The organism is Bradyrhizobium sp. GCM10028915, assembly GCF_042666195.1.
Taxonomy (GTDB): domain Bacteria; phylum Pseudomonadota; class Alphaproteobacteria; order Rhizobiales; family Xanthobacteraceae; genus Bradyrhizobium; species Bradyrhizobium canariense_D.
This window is the reverse complement of record NZ_JBHTFN010000003.1, coordinates 248,174-266,601: the sequence shown is the minus strand read 5'-3', so window position 1 is coordinate 266,601 and position 18,428 is coordinate 248,174. Positions and strand designations below refer to the sequence as shown.

Below are 18,428 nucleotides of genomic sequence, written 5' to 3'. Positions count from 1 at the left end.
CGTCAGTTGCCCTGTTTCCACGCCGCCTCGATCGCCTTGGCAGCCTCTTGCGGGCTCATGCTGCCGCCGGCGATCTCGGCAGTAACGTCGTTGACGACGCGGCCGACCGACGGACCCAGGCTCTGGTCATAGAAGTTCTGGTGGTAGTTCGACTTCGCTAGATTGGCGGCGATCAGCTTCATGAAGGCGTTGTTGAGGCCGACATCCGCACCCTGCACCACCGGGATGATGAAGTTGCCCGCGGCAAGCCGCGTCTGCACCTCTTTGGAGACGAAGTACTTCAGGAAATCGACAGCCTCCTTCGGCGAGCCTTTTGTGATCAACCAACCGGTGATGCCCCCGAGCGTATCGGTCGGAGCGCCCTTGCCGCCGGTCACGACCGGGAAGTCGAACCAGCAGATCTTGTCTTCGATCAATCCGACCTTGTCGGCGGCGAGAGCGCGCTGCAGATGATAGACCGTGCTGATCGCGAGCGTCATCGCCGCCTTGCCGTCGCCGAAATAGCCGACCGCCTGCGGGTTCTTGAAACCCAGGAAGCCATTCTGGAACGGTTGGAGATCCACGAGTTGCTTGAACAGCTCGCCGGATTTCTGGAAGGTTTCCCCGGCAAAGCCGCCGTTCTCGCCACGCAACGCCGCATCGAACGCCGCCTTGCCGCCGATGCGCACAGCAAGATGCGTCCAGTAGAAGTGCAGTGGCCACTTATCGGCGCCGCCGACCACGATCGGGGTCACGCCGGCGGATTTCAACGTCTTCACGGCAGCAAGCAGATCGTCCCAGCTCTTGATCCCGGCAGGGTCGACCTTCGCCTTGGCCATCAGCTCCTTGTTGCAGAGGAAGCCGACCTGCGAGAGCGCCGTGGGCAGACCATAAACACGGCCGTTGCTGGTGAAGGCGGCGAGCGCCGCCGGTGTGAGACTGTCGCTGTAGCCCTTCACAGAATCGGTGATGTCGTCGAGCACACCGGCCTCGATCTGCGTCTTCAGGACACCGCCGGCCCAGCTGTAGATGATGTTGGGCCGGTCTTTGGATTGCAGGATGGTCGGCAGCTTGGCCTTGTAGGCCTCGTTCTCGAGGAACTGCATCTCGACCTTGACGCCGGGATGCGACCCCTCATAGGCGCGCGCAACCTCCTCCCAGATTTTGACCTGGGCCGGGTTGGCCTCGATGTGCAGCCACTTGACCGTCGTTTCGGCCGCAGCGAGTTTCGCTCCGAACAGGCATGCGACAACGGCTAGTCCCAGTTTCCCGAGCAGTCTCATCACATTCCTCCCAAGGGCTCTTATTCTTTGATGCAATCCTGCCTTCGATTTTTGAGGTACGCAACTGAAATTCTGACCTATGCACCTCACGAGGGAGGTCGCTAAGGTGAGCGGGAGAGTCGGGCCGCGTCGCGCTGCCCCCAACGCAAATCGAGGGATATCCATGGCTGCCGTTTATTCCGACCTCGCCGGCAAGGTCGTTCTCGTCACCGGAGGCGCATCGGGAATTGGCGCTGCGATCGTGCGGCGCTTCGCACAGCAGAAATCCAATGTCGTGTTCTTCGACATCAATGTCGACGCGGGCCAATCGCTGGCACGCGAGCTGTCGGATCAAGGTCTTAGCGCGCGTTTCATGCGTGTCGACTTGACCGATATTGCCGCGTTACGTGCCGGTGTCGCGGAGGCGCGCAATGTGCGCGGCGCGATCAACATCCTCGTCAACAATGCCGCGCATGACGAGCGGCACAGCACCGAGGAAATGACACCGGAATATTGGGACGACCGCATCGGGGTCAACTTGAAGCACCAGTTCTTTGCTGCGCAGGCCGTGTTGCCGGACATGAAGGCGGCGAACGCCGGCGCTATCATCAATTTCGGCTCGGTATCGTGGATCGCCGGACAAGGCGGCATGGCCGCCTACACCGCCAGCAAATCGGGTGTGATCGGTCTCACACGCTCTCTGGCGCGCGATTACGGCGCCTACAATATCCGCGTGAACGCGATAGCGCCGGGATGGATCATGACTGAGCGCCAGCTCGATAAATGGATGACACCCCAGGGCGAGGTCGAGCTCATGCAACGACAATGCCTGAAGCGCAAGCTCATGCCCGACGAGGTCGCGAAGTTCACCATCTTCCTCGCTTCCGACGAGGCTTCTGCCTGCACAGCCCAGCACTACATCGTCGATGGCGGCTGGGTCTGAGGCGGACCAGACCAGATCGTGCATCGGCGCGCCGCTACTTTGCCAGGCGGAACTTCCCGCCTTCGACCTTGATGAGAAAGGCCGAGCGCTCATCATAGCCGTTGTGATCGGCCTTGCTCATGTTCGACAGCCCATTGTTGAGATAGATGTTCTGCCCACGCTCGAGTGCGTCCCGCAGCGCCGCGCGAAATTCGATTGTGCCAGGCTTTGCCGTCTTCAGCGCATCCGGTGCAGCTTTTCCGATCAGTGCCACGACATCCCAGAGGTGAGCAGCGAACATGTTGGGCTTTTGTCCGTTCGCCGCTTCATACGCGGTCACGAACTCCTCCGTCGAACGACGGAACGGATCTCCTGCGGGAAGATCGGCGGCAATGGTAAAAGCTTCGCCCGCGAATACCGCACCTTCGACGTTCGCGCCGCCGAGCTTGATGAACTCCTCACTGGCCACGCCGTGTGTCTGAAATATCTTCCCGGCGTATCCGCGCTCGCGGAGCGCCTGCTGCGGCAGGACGGCCGGAGTTCCTGCGGACGCGATGAAGACGGCATCGGGATTGGTCGACATCACCTTCAGCGCCTGACCGGTGACGCTGGTGTCGGCGCGCGCGTAGACCTCATGTGTGGTTACGGTCAGCCCCAACGCAGGCGCGAGGCGGCTCACCTCCTTGTAGTAGCCCTCGCCGTAGCCATCCGAAACGCCGATATAGCCGAGCGTCTTCACGCCTGATGTCGCGATATGCTTGAGGATGGCGGCCGCCATGAGGTCGTCATTGGGAACGACCTTGAAAGCCCAGGCACGCTTCTCATCCATCGGTTGAACGATGGCCGTAGCGGCAGCGAGCGACAGCAGCGGCGTCTTCGATTCGAGCGCGACATCCAGCATCGGCATGGTCACCGGGGTCAGAGAGGAGCCGACCAGCACGTCGACCTTATCCTGGATCACCAGCCGGCGTGCGTTCTGGACCCCTTTGGTCGAATCCGACTCGTCGTCCAGGACGATATAGGTCACCTTCTCTCCACCGATCTCTTTCGGAAGAGCTGCAACCGTCTTGAGCTGCGGCTGTCCCAGAGCGGATCCCGGGCCGCTTGCCGAAATCACAATTCCAATTTTGATGTCCGCGTGAGCAGCATTTCCAAAAAGGACGCATGCCACAAGAAGCGAGGCTCGCGCGAAACCGATCTTCATGTCCCGTTCCTCCCTGTCCGCTTTGATGACTCCGCCGGCTGCATCGGGCGCCCCGGCTCGAGCTTGCACTGCTCTCCGGGACGCACCGACGCTGCCCAGAAGGCACGTCGTCCGACATACGCGTTCCCTCCTGCGGTCCCGAGCAAGCGGGCGGATCATGCTAAGCGGATCGCGGCAACGTGTCTGTCCCTAGCGTTAGGGACAAGACATCGGTGCTCGAACCGGAATCTCGAGGTAGACGGACACGCCTTCGCGTTCTCGCGGCGCATTTCGCCCGAGCTTCGCTTGGTCGCTTCACCCTCTTGTCCAAGAGGGCGCAGGGAAGGCCGGGTGCCGGCTGGCACCCGCGGTCCGCTGCGCGAAAAGCACACGCAGGAAAACCGCACAGCAGCATACAGGTGTAGCCAATCACTCGGCCTTCCCTGCGCGATGGTTGGACGGCTTATGCCGTGCTCTCCCGGGAGCCGAGTTCTCTTTGGCCTCCCTCGTCCCAACGAAAGTCACCGCCACCGCGCCGGTTGACGCAGATGCCGCATTCGCCAGGGCTTGACCGTAGCAACGACGGCCAGGACCACACGGTTTTTGCCGTACGCACGGTTCGCCATTTCGCCGCAGTTTTCCCAGCCCTGTCGACGGAGCCGGAAACTTACAGACGAGACGAAGCCTAGCAGCGCCGCTCGTCGGAACGCAGCCTGGGCTCACGGAGAGCAATCCGCCCTGCCCTTAGCCTCTCGCACCCGAACGCTGCCGCGTCCACCGCAAGCCCGGCTCGCGAACATGACGACCACAAGATCGCCCCTCAAGGATGAGCCGGGATGGACGACACATACGCTAAAACCGAATTTCGGTAAAGTGGAATATTTCTGACGAGGGGGGTTGACGCGGTCGTGGCTGTTTCGGCTGCGAGGCCGCTCGATGAGGAATTAGCGGTTTGGTAACCATACGCGCCTCGCTCGAAGGATTAATGCAAATCATACGCCGCCGGTGTCTCCCCCGTAACGACCCTGCTATAGAGCGTAGATCCGGCTCCATCAATCGTCCCGAGCCATCTGCTTTCTTGGTTGCGTATGAACAGACCTAGCAACACATTCGACATCGCCATCGAGCAGGGATTCGACTTCCTGTCGCCGGACTACGCGGAGCTGTTCGACAACTCGGCCGCCACCGCGTTCCAGCATCCGCTCTGGCTCGACACCCTCTACACCAGGCTCGCGTCTCATGTGGGCGCAACTCCTCTGGTTGTCGTGGTCCGCCACCGCGCGACGGGCGCCCTTGCGATGGTGTTGCCCTTGCTGCGGATCCGGCGCGGCCCGATACGGACCGTCGAATTCGCCGACCTCCGCGTTTCCGACTACCTCGCGCCCGTATGCAGCCCGCAGGTATTTTCCGAGCTGCTCAAGGACGAGAGTGCCTGCGCAGAAATCCGGTGCCTCGTCCGCCCGTTCGATCTGCTCCGGATGACCAAGCTGCCGGATGGACGGCTTCCGATCGAGAACCTGCTGGCTGCGCCCCGCCGCATAGCGATGGACACCAATGCCCATGCGACCGTTCTGGTCGCGCCGTTCGAGCAATGGCGCGCCAGTGCGCTGGACCGTTCCTACCAGAAGGAGCTCGCAAAGAAAGCCCGGCAGCTCCAGAAGAAGGGGGACTTGAGTTTTTCATGCTGCCGCGACAGTGCCGCTGTCTTGGAGGTGCTGGACGTGATGAAGAAATTTCGCGGGCCGCGCTTTCAGGCACACGGCGACGGAGATCTGCTCCAGCGCCCCGAATATTACGGCTTCTATTCCGACGTGGCGCAGCGCGGCCTCGGCTCCTTTGTCCGGCTCTATGCGATGAAGATGAACGGCGAGGTCATCGCAGCCGTGCTCGGACTCAGCCATCACGGCAGCTTCCTCGTGATCATGGGCGCCTTCGACATTGCCGGATACAAAAGCCAGTCCTTGGGCGCGCTGATGTTCGAGCAGGTGGCGAAGGATTGCATCGAGCGCGGGGATCAGATGCTCGATTTCACCATCGGCGACGAGCCCTACAAGAAGCAGTTCGGCGCTCAGCCTTCACCGATGTGGACGGTCACGCAGGCGGGCAGCACCACGGGCGCCATCTCCTTGTTCGCACTGAAACAGGCGCCTTGGCTCAAGCTGGCCGCCAAGCGGATGTCGGAGTTCAGGTTCCTGCCGACCCGGACCTCAACGCCGACGCGCTGACCGGTGCGAGGGGCCGACCGGGTGCCGCTCTCAGGCGCGTAGCGCGCTTCGAACCTGCGCGAGCCAGCCGGGCCGCATCTGATCGAGCCGGTGGGTGATACTGCGTCGCAGGAAGTGCAGCCGCCGCCGCACGTCCCAGCCAATATCGTTGCGGGACGTCAGGGCCTGCCGGAAGCGCGCCATCTTCAGTGACTGCTGGTCCGCCGCGACCTTGTCGGGATCGGAATAGAATTCAGAAATCTTCTCCCGGCCCATGCCCTCGGTCCCGAGCCAACGCGGCGCATATTCGGTGCAGAGGCGCTCGACGTCGACCAGCAGACGGGCGACGCCCGTGCCGGCGGCCGGACAATTCGTTTGGAACGCATCACCGATGAGCACGACTCCGGGCTGGAGATGTCCTTCCACGACGGACAGGTGCATCACCCAATTCTGCACCCGGTCGATCACGTGGAAATCGCCAAGGTAGGGCCGCAATCCCGGAAGCAGGCGCAAGACCGTCGCCTCCGGTTCACGGCGCAGCTCGCGCATGATCGGATCGGTCGGGTCTCGGAACATGAAGAGATTTGCCCGCATGCCGGCACGCACGGGAAACAGGCTGAGATAATCGATGCCGTCCGCTGTGCGCTCCCCATAACAGGTCAACGCCTCGAAATCGAACGGCGCGTGGTCGCGCCGGGCGATCGTGAAGCCGAACGAAACCGAATGGCGCTCGGCCAGCACGCGCCGCTTGATGCCGAGCTTGTAGCCGAGCACGCCCGCCATGCCCGTGGCCAGCACGACGAGGCGCGCAGTTATGCGCCCCCCTGACGCGAGCTCGACATGTTGGAGATCGTCGCGACAATTGACCGCAGTGACCTCATCGACAATGAGGCTGGACGGATCAGGCAGCTGGCTGCGCGCCATGGCGACGAGATCGGCATATGGAAGCCCGTAAGCCCGGCCGACGCTGACATCGACCACCTTGCCTTCCCTGATGTTGAGCACCTGATCATATCGACAGGCCACGTTGTCGAGCGCATCGAGGAAGCCCAGCTTGCGCAACATCTCCAGCTGACGGCCGCCTATTTTTTCGACCCGAAACTCGTCCGGATGGACCGCGCGCTTGTCGACGAGAGCGACACGATGCCCTGCCCGCGCGAGCACGGCCGCCGCGAGCGAGCCCGCAAGGCCGCCGCCGACGATCGCGATGTCGACGACGATCGCCGCGGTCGCAGATCCAGCGCTCGGCTCGGTCACGTTGCTATCCGCCGTCATGGTCCAGGCTCCCACGGTCAACGATGGTTGCCCGTGCAATTCTCTCGCCTGATGTCGCATCGTAGGACCAAACGCGATCATTTCTCGATATCTCGGTTAACGCAGCGGAGACCTGCCCGGCCCGATGAGATCCGGCACGCGCCTTGCTCGGGATGGCCATTCCCGCCGAGCCGGTCCGCATTCCAACGGCTCATCTCGCCTCATCGGCCGTCGATGCGGCGCTCTGCCGCCACGCGACCGGGCCGCACTTTGCTCTATCTGGGACAATGGGGTCAGCGATGTTCCATAGTGAAGCAACAGGCATGGCCGCGACGTCGCCGCGGCCGGCGGGATCATGGAGGCCGTCCATTAACACTCGCGGTTTTTCGGCATGCTAGGCTGTCGCAGGTAATCGGAAAATGTCTCTTCAGGGGAAGTTGCCCCTTAAATCTCCATGATTGAATCCATCGTCCAGTTCATGCGGCGCGACGTGACGCGCGGTGTTGCCGGAACCATCCTTCTCAAGGTTGGTAGCGGCGCGCTTGCGTTCGCGTTGTTCTCGCTTGCGGCACGAACGATGTCGCCCAATGGGTTTGGCATCTTTGCGACCTGGCTTTCGGTCGCCCAGATGGCAGCGGTCGTCGGTCTGGTGGGCCAGGAATCGCTGCTGGTGCGATTTCTGAACGAGTATCGGGTGGGAAATCAGCCTGATCTCACCAAGGGCGTGCTGCTATCGAGCTTCAAGATTTCCTCCGTCGCGATGCTGATTGCGATCGGCGCAATCGCGATCGGCGCGAACATCAAAGGCGCCTCGTGGCTGCTGGTTGTCGCGGTGTCGGCCTACACAGCCGTGAATGCCGGACTGATGCTTGGCAGCCAGATCGCACGCTCGCTGGTCAGCATTCTCATGGGGGAAGGAAACAGGGAGTTCTTCTGGCGAGTCAGCGTGGTGCTGTTTCTGCTCTCAATCATGTTCGGCCATCGGCAGCTTGATCCCGCCGAATTGATCGCCGTGATGACGATTGCCATGTCGGTCGGGCTGGTCGCACAGATCATCGCGATTGCGCGAGTTCTACCGGATTTCCGCGGCACGGGGGTGCGTTCCGAGCCGTCGCGCTGGAGATCGAGCGCGCTTCATTTCTGGGTCGCATCCATTCTCGAAGCCGCGAACCAATATTTCGACGTCATTCTGGTCTACTGGATGCTGGACCCGGCAACCGCCGGAATTTATTTTGCCGCTTCGCGCCTGGCCAACATCTTCGCCATGCTGTCGGCCGCATTGTACAGCTTTGGCGCACGTCGGCTCCCCTCGCTGTACTTCAGCAAGAACCATCAGGAATTCGAGCGAACGTTGCGGCTCATGGCGGAAGTGACCGCGGTGTGCGTGGTCAGCGGACTCCTCCTGATCTGGGTTGGAGGTCCCCATCTACTCAACTTGTTTGGGCCACATTTCGCTGCGCAGCACTGGGTCCTGATCGTGCTCGCGATCGGAACGGCGGTCCAGGCGGCGGGCGGTCCGTCTGCGGCGATATTGCAACTGACCGGCCATGAGCGCGAGTATGTCCCCGTGATTGCCGGGAACGTAGCGCTACGGCTGGTTGGATTTCTCGTCCTCATTCCTTGGCTCGGCGTTCTTGGCGCAGCGATCTCGGCCACTGTGTCGCTGGCGCTCGCGACCATCGTCCTCAACATCCTCTGTCGCCGACGAACCGGCGTCGATCCTTCGATTCTGGGGCTTCTGCGTTTCTCGGCATCGAAGCGCAGCGCCTACGCGGTCCGTGGCGCGGACTCCGGCGAATAGAGCGTCAGCATATGTCGCGCGTGTCCCGCATGAAGGAGAGCGCACCAGCAGCCGTCGGCGCACCGGCGGAATGTGCGTCGTTTTCGTATGCTTTAGTGGGCCCGCTCCAACCCAAATATCGATGGTTAATCGGCGGTTGCCCGCGTCCTCTGCACTTCGTCGGGAACCAGCGGAATTCCCTCACGAACGATGCCCTTGCGGCAGGGCGCATTAACTCCGTTTATTGCTAGTCGGTGTCCGCGCGATGCCCGCATGGTAGATACGGAGTTAAGAAGGTGAAAATTCGCTTCTCTAATGGGTCGGGATCCGTGCTGCATTACCAGCCAAACAAGGCGTTGGGCGAGACGACTGCGACAGCACTCCCGTCGCCCAACGGTGGCGGACGCAAGCCGCACGTGCTGCTCGTACAGACCCAGGCTGAGAACGCCGGTGCGCAGGAGATCTCGCGCCTGCTTGGCGCCGGGCTGACCGCCCGCGGCTATCGCGTCACCAATCTTTTCTTCTTCCGCAAGTCGGATTCGTTCGATGAGCCGCCCCACACGGTCTATTGCGCGTCGAGCCGGCCGGGAAATCCGCTGGCGCTGCTGCAAATGCTGTGGACGCTCGGCCGCCATATCAGGGCCACCAGGCCTGACGCCGTTCTGACCTTTCAGCACTTCGGCAATGTCATCGGCGCCGGTGTGGCGCGCCTGATCTGCCGCGCACCTGTCATCGCCAATCAGGTTTCATCCGCGCTGTCGATGAGCTGGCCGGTCCGTACGGCCGACATCGTCATGGGCAGCCTCGGCTTCTTCGACCGCATCACGCTCAACTCGCTGGACATGCAGCGCGAGTATTCGCGCTACCCCAGGGCTTATCGCGCGCGCATGGTGCATGTCCCGCACGGCTTCGACGACAAGGCGCTCACCCTGTCGAAGCAAGCTGCGCGACAGAAGTTCAATCTCCCGCCGGATAGCCCCCTGCTCGGCTGCGCAGCAAGATTGCACCCGCACAAGCGGCTGGACGCGGCGATACGGCTGCTGCCGGATCAACCATCCTGGCATCTCTCGCTGGCCGGCCAGGGAGCCGACGAGGCCCGGCTGCGGCAGTTGGCGGATGAGCTGAGAGTATCGGACAGGCTGCATCTGCTCGGCGAAATCACCCCGCGCCAGATGGCGGAGTTTCTCGCCGCTCTCGACGTGTTCGTATTTCCGACGCAGGCGGAGACCTTCGGCCTCGCCGCCGTGGAGGCTGCAAACGCCGGCGTTCCCTCGGTCGTCACCGATCTTCCGGTCTTGCGCGAAGTGTTGTCCGTCGAAGGGAAGCCGACAGCGCTGTTCGTCGATGCCTCCGATCACGCCAAGCTGTCAGCGGCCGTCTCGAGGCTCCTGACGGACCAAAGACTGAGCGACGAACTGCGGCAAAACGCCAAAGGCCTGAAGCTGCGCTATTCAGTGGACGCCATGGTGGAGGAATACGTTCGAATTCTCGGCCAGGTAATTTGATCGGGGCGCATTGAAACGGATCGGCTCGACATGACCATCGAGTTTCGCTGTGAAATTGAGAATGCGCGGCGGTGGATGGGCCGCGAGACGCTGTCGATCGACGGGCGGGATGTACCGGTCCAGATCGCGTGGACGGCAACGGCGGAGCCGCGGCCGGCGGGTCTCGACATGCTGTTCGAGCTCGAACGTTTGGTGTTGCACAAGGGCAAACACAGCGGCACCGACAGGCTGAAGATCAGTCCGGACCGGATGCAGGCTCGCGCCGGCACGGCAGACGTCATCGTCGATTTCACCGGTGGCGCGCGGGATCCGAACTGCTCCGCCCGGCAGTATCTCCGCCCGCTGTTCAATGGAGTGGCAGGCGAAAACGCAGCTCTTGCCGCCATTCTCGCCGGCGATCTGCCGGTGATCGAAATCGTCGACGAGGTCGACGGTGCAGTCCTCGATCGTGGCCATCCCTCCGCCGAAATCGCGGCCGGTCTGAGCGGGGGCCTGGAAACGGTCATGGCGCGAACCCTGACCATGGTGGCCGCCATCCTGTCGGGACGACCGCGCATCGTGCCGCAGCTGGCACGACCGGCCCGAGCGGACAACGGCCGCCCGCCAACGGCTTATGTCGCGCGCGGCCTCACCATATCGATCGCCAAGGAGATCTATCGCCTCTGCTGCTATGCCCCGCATTGGCATGTCGGATGGCGCATCAACAAGGGCGCAGGCGTCTGGCAGACCGGAGACCTGTCAGGGCCTCGCTGGAACGTCCTTGCCGATCCCGGAAACCACTTCTACGCCGATCCTTTCCCCATCACATGGCAGGGAAGAACATTCGTCTTCTTTGAGGATCTCGATCACCGGATTGGAAAAGGAATCATTTCCGCGATCGAGTTCGACGATAAGGGCCCGGTCGGAGCGGTCGTGCCCGTATTGGACGAGCCCTGGCACCTCTCCTATCCGTTCCTGATCGAGGACGATGGCGCATTGTGGATGATCCCGGAGAGCTCGACCAATGGGGACGTCGCCATCTATAAATGCGTTCGGTTCCCGGACAAATGGGAGCGCCACGCGACGCTGCTTTCAGGACTTGAACTCGCCGATGTGACGATCACGCGGCACAACGGCCTGCACTATCTGTTCGGAGCCTGGCGCGATGGCACTGGCGGGTATTCGGATTCGTTGGCGATCTATCACGCCGAGCACCTCATGGGCCCGTGGTTGCCGCATGCCAGCAACCCGGTCCTGATCGACCGCGCGAGCACGCGGCCTGCGGGGAATTTCGTCACCATCAATGACAAATTGTGGCGCCCGGTCCAGGATTGTGCCGGCGGATATGGGGCAGCGCTCGCCCTGGCGGAAATCGTCGAACTGTCGCCGACGACGTTCAAGCAGATTATCCGCCACTCTCTGCGGCCAGGGCCAGCATGGCCCGGCAGGAAGTTGCATACCTTGAATCGCTGCGGACAACTCGAGGTGATCGACGGGTCGCGTGTCCAACCCAAGACCCGTGCCTTCGGAGGCAAATTTCCATCGGCTGTCTTGTCGCCGCGGACCAGCCCCTCTGCCGCCAGCTAGCGCGGATGGCTGAACAGGTCCGTCGTGGCGTCGTCGACGGCGATATCGACCAGCGCGGGACCGCTTGATGCCAACGCTTCGGTCAAGATGGCGTCGACGTCGCCGACATCGGTCACGCGCTGCCCCGGACAACCCATTCCCCTTGCGAGCGCCACGAAGTCGAGCCCGGGCAGGTCGATCCCGGGCGGGCGATGCGCCTGCATCAGCTGGCTGAAGGCGCGCATCGCGCCATAGCCTGAATTGTTCATGATCACGAAAGTGATCGGCAGGCGGCGTTGCACCGCGGTCCAGATTGCCTGGATGCAATACATCGCCGATCCGTCACCGATCAGGGCGACGATGCGGCGGCCTGGCCGCGCCAGCGCCACGCCGACCGAGGCCGGCAGGCTATAACCAAGTCCGCCGCTCGCCATCGTGTAGAAGCTGTCCGCGCCAGGCCGTGGTAGGAATTGTTGGATGGCGGGACGATGCGACGGCGCCTCCTCGACCACGATCGCATCGGCCGGCATCAACGCGGAGAGCCGGGCGAGCGCATAAGCGGGCGGAAGCCGATTTTGCGCGGCAGGAACGGCAGGCCGCATCCGCGCGGCCGGCACCTCGCGCTCCGCGATCCCTGGCATCGCCGACAGCAGCCCAGCCAGCGCCTTCGGGAGCGTGCTGATGATGGTGTCACCGACAGAAGCGGATGCGGCTTCCGTCGGATCATCCGTGATCTGCCAGACCGGCGTTTCATCGTCGAGCAATTCGCATTGTCCTTCGACATGGAAAGTAAACACCGGCGCGCCGACCACGACGATCAGATCGGCGCCGCGCAATGCGCGGGCGAGCCCTCCCGGTGCTGCCGGAAGGAAGCCGGCGAACAGCGGATGCAATTCCGGAAAGCTCGAACGGCTCGACATCGGGCTTGCCCAAACGGCCGCGCTCGCCTGCTCGGCCACAGCGACCATCGCGTCGACGCAGCCGCTGCGATCGATCTCGGGTCCGACAACGAAGATAGGTTTTTTGGCGGCTCGGATCGCCGCGCCGAGCCGAACGATCGCCGCCGGATCGGGTGCAAACTCCGTCGCGATGCAGCGGACCGGTGGAGCGGTTGCGGGCCGCGCCCAATCATCCGACGGGACCGACACGAATGTCGGACCGCGGGGATGCTGCATGGCGGTGAGGAAGGCCTGCGCGATCGCCGCTGGAACATCTTCGGCGCGCGCCGGTTCGGCGCTCCATTTCACATAGGGCTTTGGAAACTGTGCGGCGTCCTCGGAGAAGAGATAGGGTCGCATCCGCAATAGGCTGCGCGCCTGCTGCCCGGCTGTCACGACCATCGGTGTCTTGTTGCGGAATGCGGTGAAGAGATTGCCGAGGGCATGACCGAGCCCAGCCGCCGAGTGCAGATTGACGAACGCCGCTCGTCCCGTGGCCTGCGCATAGCCGTCTGCCATGCCGACGACGCAGGCTTCCTGCAATCCGAGCACGTAGTCGATGTCGTCGGGCCAGTCGCCAAGGAAGGCAAGCTCGGTCGAGCCGGGGTTGCCGAAAACGCGATCGACGCCAAAGGAGCGAAGCACACCGAGGGTCGCTTCCCGAACCGTGAGAACTTTCGAATTCATGAATAGCGTCCTGATGGGCTTCGCTTGTTGCGCGGTCAGAAGGGATAGTGCTGCGGCTGGGTCTCGATGGTGATCCAGCGCAGATCGGTGAACTCGGCGATCCCGGCCTGACCTCCGAAGCGGCCGTAGCCCGATCCCTTCATGCCGCCGAACGGCATCTGCGCCTCGTCATGCACGGTCGAGCCGTTGACGTGGCAGATGCCGCTTTCGATCCGCTGCGCCACCGTCAGCGCACGCGCGACGTCGCGGCCGAACACGGCGGCCGAGAGGCCGTACTCGGTATCGTTGGCAAGCCGCACCGCGTCATCCACGCCACTTGCCCGGATCACCGAGACGACGGGACCAAAGCTCTCCTCGGTATAGATGCGCATGCCGGGCACCACGCGGTCGAGCACGGTGGCCGGGACGACCGTGCCAACCCGGTCGCCGCCCGCGAGCTTGACGGCGCCTTTGGCGATCGCGTCGTCGATCAACGCAACGACATGCTTGGCCGGCGCCTCGTCGATCATCGAGCCGACGACGACCGGACCGGAGCGCGGGTCGCCGGCCGGAAGCGCAGCTGTCTTCTTCGCAAGCTTGTCGACGAAGGCGGCCGCCACCGCCTCGTCGACGATCACCCGCTCGGTCGACATGCAAACCTGGCCCTGATTGATGAAGGCGCCGAACGCGACCGCCGCGACGGCGGCATCGAGGTCGGCATCGTCGAGCACGACAAGAGGCGCCTTGCCGCCATGCTCGAGCAGCACCGGTTTGAGGTGGCGCCCGGCGAGCTCCGCGATGACGCGCCCGACGCGGGTCGAGCCGGTGAAATTGATCCGCCGCACGGCCGGATTGGCGATCAGGCGCTCGACCAGAGCGGGCGCATCGGCCGGTGCGTTGGTCAGAACATTTACGACACCGGGCGGAAAGCCTGCGTCCTTGAAGACCTCGCCGATCAACCGGTGCGTCCCCGGGCATATCTCGGAGGCCTTGAGCACGACGGAATTGCCGCAGGCGAGCGCCGTCGCCACGGCGCGAACGCCGAGAATGATCGGCGCATTCCACGGGGCGATGCCGAGGCACACGCCGGCGGGCTGTCGAATGGACATCGCGAGGCATCCCGGCTTGTCCGACGGGATCACCTCGCCGGCGATCTGCGTGGTGAGCGACGCCGCTTCGCGCAGCATGCCGGTCGCGAGCTTGACGTTGAAGGCCGACCAGATCTCCGTCGTGCCGATCTCGGCCATCATGATCCGGACGAAGGCGTGGCGCTTGGCCTCAAGCGCATCTGCGGCCTTCAGCAACAGGGCTCGCCTCGCATTCGGGCCGAGCGCCGACCATGCGGCAAACGCGGCGGAGGCCGCCGCCACCGCGGCGTCGGCATCGGAAGCGGTCGCGGCGGCCGCGCGGCTTGCGACCTCCTGCGACAGCGGATTGCGCCGCTCGAACACCTTGCCGCTGGAAGCGGCCTGATCCTGCCCGTTGATGAGAAGACTGACGTCCATGAAAAACCTCCCTGGGGTTGATAATGGCGCTCGCTCTAGCCGAGCAGCCGCGATTTTCCGGTTTCACGCGCAAAGCCGAGCGCAATCATCGCCGCGAGCGCGAGCGCAACGTAGTATCCTGTGATCGCGTAGGTGGAGCCCGTCTGCGCAAACAGGCTGGTGGCGACCAGCGGCGCAATGCCGCCGCCGAGCACCGTCCCGAGCTGCTTTCCGATCGACACGCCGGTGAAGCGAATGCGGGTCGGAAACAATTCCGGAAAATAGCTTCCTTCGCTGCCGAACATCAGCGGATGGATCACCCCCGCGGCGAGGATCACCGCGCCCGTCACCAGCACCGTGTCGCGGCTCGCGACCACACCGTAGAATGCAAACATCGAGATGGCTGCAAGCACCACGCCGGCCAAGAACAGACGCTTTCGTCCGATACGGTCGGACCAGGCTCCGATGAGTGGCATCGCAACGAGCCCGACGAGATTGGCGAACAGCACGGCCTGCGTGATGACGTCTTTCTGGACGCCGAGCTGACGGGTCGCGAAGGAGATGGTGAAGATGGCTGTCAGATAGAAATAGGACGTCTGCGCCATCTCGGCGAAGAATACGATGAGGATCGGCCGCCAATGTTCCCGCAGCGCTTCGACCACAGGCGCTGCTTCCGTCACCTTCGCCTTTCGGAATGTCGCGCTCTCCTCGATGCGCAGGCGCATATAGACGCCGAGCGCGACCAGAACCGCGCTGATCAGGAACGGCACGCGCCAGCCCCATGACAGCAGGTCCGCTTCCGGCAGCCGCGCGATCGTGAGCGCCGCAAACGAGGCGAGCACGACACCGACGGGTCCTGCGGCCTGGATCACCGCGGCCGAGAAGCCGCGCCGGTGCCCGGGCGCCGTCTCGATCGCCATAAGGATCGCCGCGGTCGACTCGCCGCCGAGCGCAAACCCCTGAACGAAGCGCAACGCCACGAGCGCGACGGTCGCAGCCACACCTGCACTGGCGTAGGTCGGCAACAGCCCGATCGACATGGTCGCAAGTCCCATCATGAGCAGCGTACACAGCAAGACGGACTTTCGGCCGAGACGGTCACCGAAATGGCCGAATACAAGCCCGCCGAGCGGACGCGCCAAAAATCCGACGGCAAACGTCGCGAACACCGCAATCGTCGCCGTGAGCTGGTCGAACTTCGGAAAGAACAATTGATCGAACACCAGCGGCGCGATCAGGCCGTAGATGAAGAAGTCGTACCATTCGATCGCGGTGCCGATGGTGCCGGCGATCAGGATACGCCGGCGGCTGCTCGCCGTCTGCTCGGCAGTGGCGCCGGCGGCGGCATGGTCGTCGTAGTGCTCCAATGCTCTTGTCGTCACGGTTTCCTCCTCCGGTGTCATTTGTCGTTTTGTTGTCTTGTTGTTATTGGCCGCCGCAGCCGCTGGTCGGATGCAACGGCGAGAGTCGATCAGCTTGCCAGCCGTGCGCCGTCGCTCGCGTTGTGTCCGAGTGCTCGGGCAAGAACGCGCCCGATCGTACCAGCCTGTGACGCGCTGCCGCGCCAAGCCACGATCTGGTCGGGGCGTATCAAAGCCAGATCCGCCTCATAGAGATCGCGCAGGGATTTCGGCAGCGTGACGAGTTTCACATCAACCCCGATCGCACGGATGGTCTCGACGACTGACGCTTGAGAGGTCATGACCTCGCCGAACTGGAGCAGCGTCCACTCGAACCCGAACAGGTCGTACAGCGAGACGCCGTCCTCCAACCACGTATGCGGGGCGCGGCCGCCGGGACAGGCGCTCGGAACGTAGACGTTCGCGGCATCGGGCGGCGGCTGGCTGCCGTCGGAGACGATGATCGGCGAGCCGTCGTAGCGCCCACCGAAGGTGACGCCGGGAATGTTGAATTCCGCGCGGGCGTGCTGTTCGAGATAGACGCCCGCCGTCCGCCGCGCCTCGTCGCCGGCCTCGGTGGCGTCCTCGATGTCAGGCGCGGGAGCGAACAGACCGAGCGAGTCGGCAAAGCGACGCGCATAATCGGTGTTGCGCAGCGCCACCGGACGCCGCTCGACCTCATAGCTGTCGAGCAGCCCCGCCGGGCTCACACCCTTGACGACGCTTGCGAGCTTCCAGCCGAGGTTGACCGCATCCTCGATCGCGGTGTTGTAGCCAAGGCCTCCGGTCGGCGTGAACAGATGCGCCGCGTCGCCGCCGAGGAACACTCTGCCCCGCTGCATTCCGTTCGCGACCAGCGCGTGGCCGGCGGTCCAGGTCACGAATGACAGCACTTCGCAGTCAATCGGCGCGTCGCAAGCGCGCTGGAACGCTGCTTTGGCCTCGTTGATTGTGATCGCACTCTCGTCTTCGCCGGGCCGAAGCTGCGTGTGAAACGCAAATTCGTCGCGACCATTCACGGATGCCATGAAGGCGCGGCGGTCGCCGTTGAAGCAATTGTACATCCACGCCTTGGCATGCGGGATGCTCGCGTAGAAGCCAGGCGAACGGAGATAGACCGCCAGCATGCGGCCGCCCATGAAATCGCGCTGCGTTCCGGTTTCGCCGCCGTAGACGATCTCGAGCGATTGCCGGACCATCGAGCGCGGCCCGTCGGCTCCGACCAGGAAGTCGGCCCGGACCTGAAAGCGGCTGTTGTCATCGAGACATTCGATCTCGGCGATAACGCCGTCATCGCTCTCGACGTAGCTGATCAGACGATGACCGTAGCTGAGCCGTATTCCGGGAAGCCGTTCGGCGTGGCGGCGCAGCACCGCCTCGACGTATTTTTGCGAGACCCGATGCGGCAGCTCGGCGGCGCTCCAGGAGCCCGACATGCCCTTGACGAGCTCGCCCGCGCGTGACGATGACGGCAATTGAAATCGGGCCAGCTCGTAACCGGTGTAGCGCGTGAAATACGCAACGTCGGTCGGATAATCCGCAGGCAGACCTTCGCGTCGGATCTCGTCGGCAAAACCCAGCCGCCGATAGTGCTCCATTGAGCGCGCTTGCGTCGCATTGGCTTGCGGATTGAATGCCGTGCCCGGCTTTTCATCGACCAGGATCGCGGACACGCCGCGCCGGCCGAGCTCGTTGGCGAGCATCAGGCCGCAGGGCCCCCCACCCACGATGAGCACCGAGGCCGTCAGACATGTTTCCAAGGCGCTTCTCCCTACCAGCATTATTCCGCATGGTAAGGTCGCCTGACGATATCGTCAAGTAGCCTGACTACTTGGCGTCGTCGAGCGTATCGAGCGTATCGAACGTCGCGCCATAGACCGCCAGTCCCTTCAGGATCGCGTCCATCGTGGCCTTGCCGAGCTCGGCGCGCATCTCCTGCTCGGCAACGTCGACGGCGTCGCGGAACGCATCGAGCCATTTGCGCCCGGCCGGCGTGAACATGACGATGCGCGCGCGCCGATCGGTCGGATCGGCGATCCGATCGACCAGGCCGAGCTCGGCGCATTGATCGACCAGCTCGCCCATCGCCTGCTTGCTCATGGAGGCGCGCCGGGCGAGCTCCGTCAGTCTGGTCCCCTCCACGTCGAGATTGCGTGTGAGGCCGACATGCGCGATCCGCGTTTCGCCATGCCCCTTCTCGCTCATCAGTTCGAGCACACGACCTTCGAAGCGCCGCACAGCGTTGTTGAGCAGCCGACCGATGTTGGCATGCCGCCATGCGGTGCCGGATGTCCTGGCTTTCAATG

General features: G+C 63.5%; 13 protein-coding genes. 5 read left to right on the top strand and 8 right to left on the bottom strand.

What is annotated here, in order from left to right; all coding sequences use genetic code 11:
- Positions 1–2 precede the first annotated feature (2 nt).
- Positions 3–1,262 carry an extracellular solute-binding protein gene (locus ACFQX9_RS02975; protein ID WP_085352422.1) on the bottom strand — a complete coding sequence of 420 codons (1,260 nt, stop codon included), beginning with the start codon at positions 1,260–1,262 and terminating at the stop codon, positions 3–5.
- Between the two features lie 163 nt (positions 1,263–1,425).
- Here ACFQX9_RS02975 and ACFQX9_RS02970 point away from each other — a divergent pair, with 163 nt between their 5' ends.
- Positions 1,426–2,184 carry an SDR family NAD(P)-dependent oxidoreductase gene (locus ACFQX9_RS02970; RefSeq protein WP_018458719.1) on the top strand — a complete coding sequence of 253 codons (759 nt, stop codon included), beginning with the start codon at positions 1,426–1,428 and terminating at the stop codon, positions 2,182–2,184.
- A gap of 34 nt (positions 2,185–2,218) precedes the next feature.
- Here the strand turns inward: ACFQX9_RS02970 and ACFQX9_RS02965 are convergent, their stop codons facing one another.
- A complete protein-coding gene (locus tag ACFQX9_RS02965) occupies positions 2,219–3,367 on the bottom strand; it encodes an ABC transporter substrate-binding protein (RefSeq protein WP_085352421.1) in 1,149 nt (382 codons plus the stop codon).
- A gap of 1,067 nt (positions 3,368–4,434) precedes the next feature.
- Between ACFQX9_RS02965 and ACFQX9_RS02960 the strand changes: the two genes are divergently transcribed.
- On the top strand, positions 4,435–5,571 hold the full coding sequence (locus ACFQX9_RS02960) for a GNAT family N-acetyltransferase (protein ID WP_377786497.1): 1,137 nt from the start codon (positions 4,435–4,437) through the stop codon (positions 5,569–5,571).
- A gap of 30 nt (positions 5,572–5,601) precedes the next feature.
- On the opposite strand, the gene ACFQX9_RS02955 is transcribed toward ACFQX9_RS02960, so the two are convergent.
- Positions 5,602–6,825: an NAD(P)/FAD-dependent oxidoreductase gene (locus ACFQX9_RS02955; protein ID WP_018458716.1), complete on the bottom strand. Its 1,224-nt coding sequence runs from the start codon at positions 6,823–6,825 to the stop codon at positions 5,602–5,604.
- Between the two features lie 433 nt (positions 6,826–7,258).
- On the opposite strand from ACFQX9_RS02955, the gene ACFQX9_RS02950 reads away from it, so the two are divergent.
- The 3 genes from ACFQX9_RS02950 to ACFQX9_RS02940 all read left to right on the top strand — a co-directional run bounded on the left by ACFQX9_RS02950 (position 7,259) and on the right by ACFQX9_RS02940 (position 11,655).
- Positions 7,259–8,605 (top strand): lipopolysaccharide biosynthesis protein, encoded by a 1,347-nt coding sequence (locus ACFQX9_RS02950; RefSeq protein WP_377786494.1) that lies wholly within the window; start codon positions 7,259–7,261, stop codon positions 8,603–8,605.
- Positions 8,606–8,913: 308 nt separating this feature from the next.
- Positions 8,914–10,089, top strand: coding sequence for a glycosyltransferase family 4 protein (locus ACFQX9_RS02945; RefSeq protein WP_377786575.1), 1,176 nt, complete (start codon positions 8,914–8,916; stop codon positions 10,087–10,089).
- 30 nt (positions 10,090–10,119) lie between these two features.
- Positions 10,120–11,655 carry a hypothetical protein gene (locus ACFQX9_RS02940; protein WP_377786492.1) on the top strand — a complete coding sequence of 512 codons (1,536 nt, stop codon included), beginning with the start codon at positions 10,120–10,122 and terminating at the stop codon, positions 11,653–11,655.
- Here the strand turns inward: ACFQX9_RS02940 and mdlC are convergent.
- From mdlC to ACFQX9_RS02915, 5 genes are all read right to left on the bottom strand, one after another.
- Positions 11,652–13,259 carry a benzoylformate decarboxylase gene (gene mdlC, locus ACFQX9_RS02935; protein WP_377786490.1) on the bottom strand — a complete coding sequence of 536 codons (1,608 nt, stop codon included), beginning with the start codon at positions 13,257–13,259 and terminating at the stop codon, positions 11,652–11,654. The two genes, ACFQX9_RS02940 and mdlC, sit on opposite strands and share 4 nt — an antisense overlap.
- 35 nt (positions 13,260–13,294) lie before the next feature.
- Positions 13,295–14,743 carry an aldehyde dehydrogenase gene (locus ACFQX9_RS02930; RefSeq protein WP_377786488.1) on the bottom strand — a complete coding sequence of 483 codons (1,449 nt, stop codon included), beginning with the start codon at positions 14,741–14,743 and terminating at the stop codon, positions 13,295–13,297.
- 35 nt (positions 14,744–14,778) lie between these two features.
- Positions 14,779–16,104: an MFS transporter gene (locus ACFQX9_RS02925; protein WP_085352450.1), complete on the bottom strand. Its 1,326-nt coding sequence runs from the start codon at positions 16,102–16,104 to the stop codon at positions 14,779–14,781.
- A gap of 89 nt (positions 16,105–16,193) precedes the next feature.
- Positions 16,194–17,903, bottom strand: a complete 1,710-nt coding sequence (locus tag ACFQX9_RS02920; protein WP_377786485.1) for an FAD-dependent oxidoreductase — start codon at positions 17,901–17,903, stop codon at positions 16,194–16,196.
- 46 nt (positions 17,904–17,949) lie between these two features.
- The gene (locus tag ACFQX9_RS02915) at positions 17,950–18,426 is read right to left on the bottom strand and encodes a MarR family winged helix-turn-helix transcriptional regulator (RefSeq protein WP_085352402.1); all 477 of its coding nucleotides are present in this window, start codon (positions 18,424–18,426) and stop codon (positions 17,950–17,952) included.
- Between the last annotated feature and the right edge of the window lie 2 nt (positions 18,427–18,428).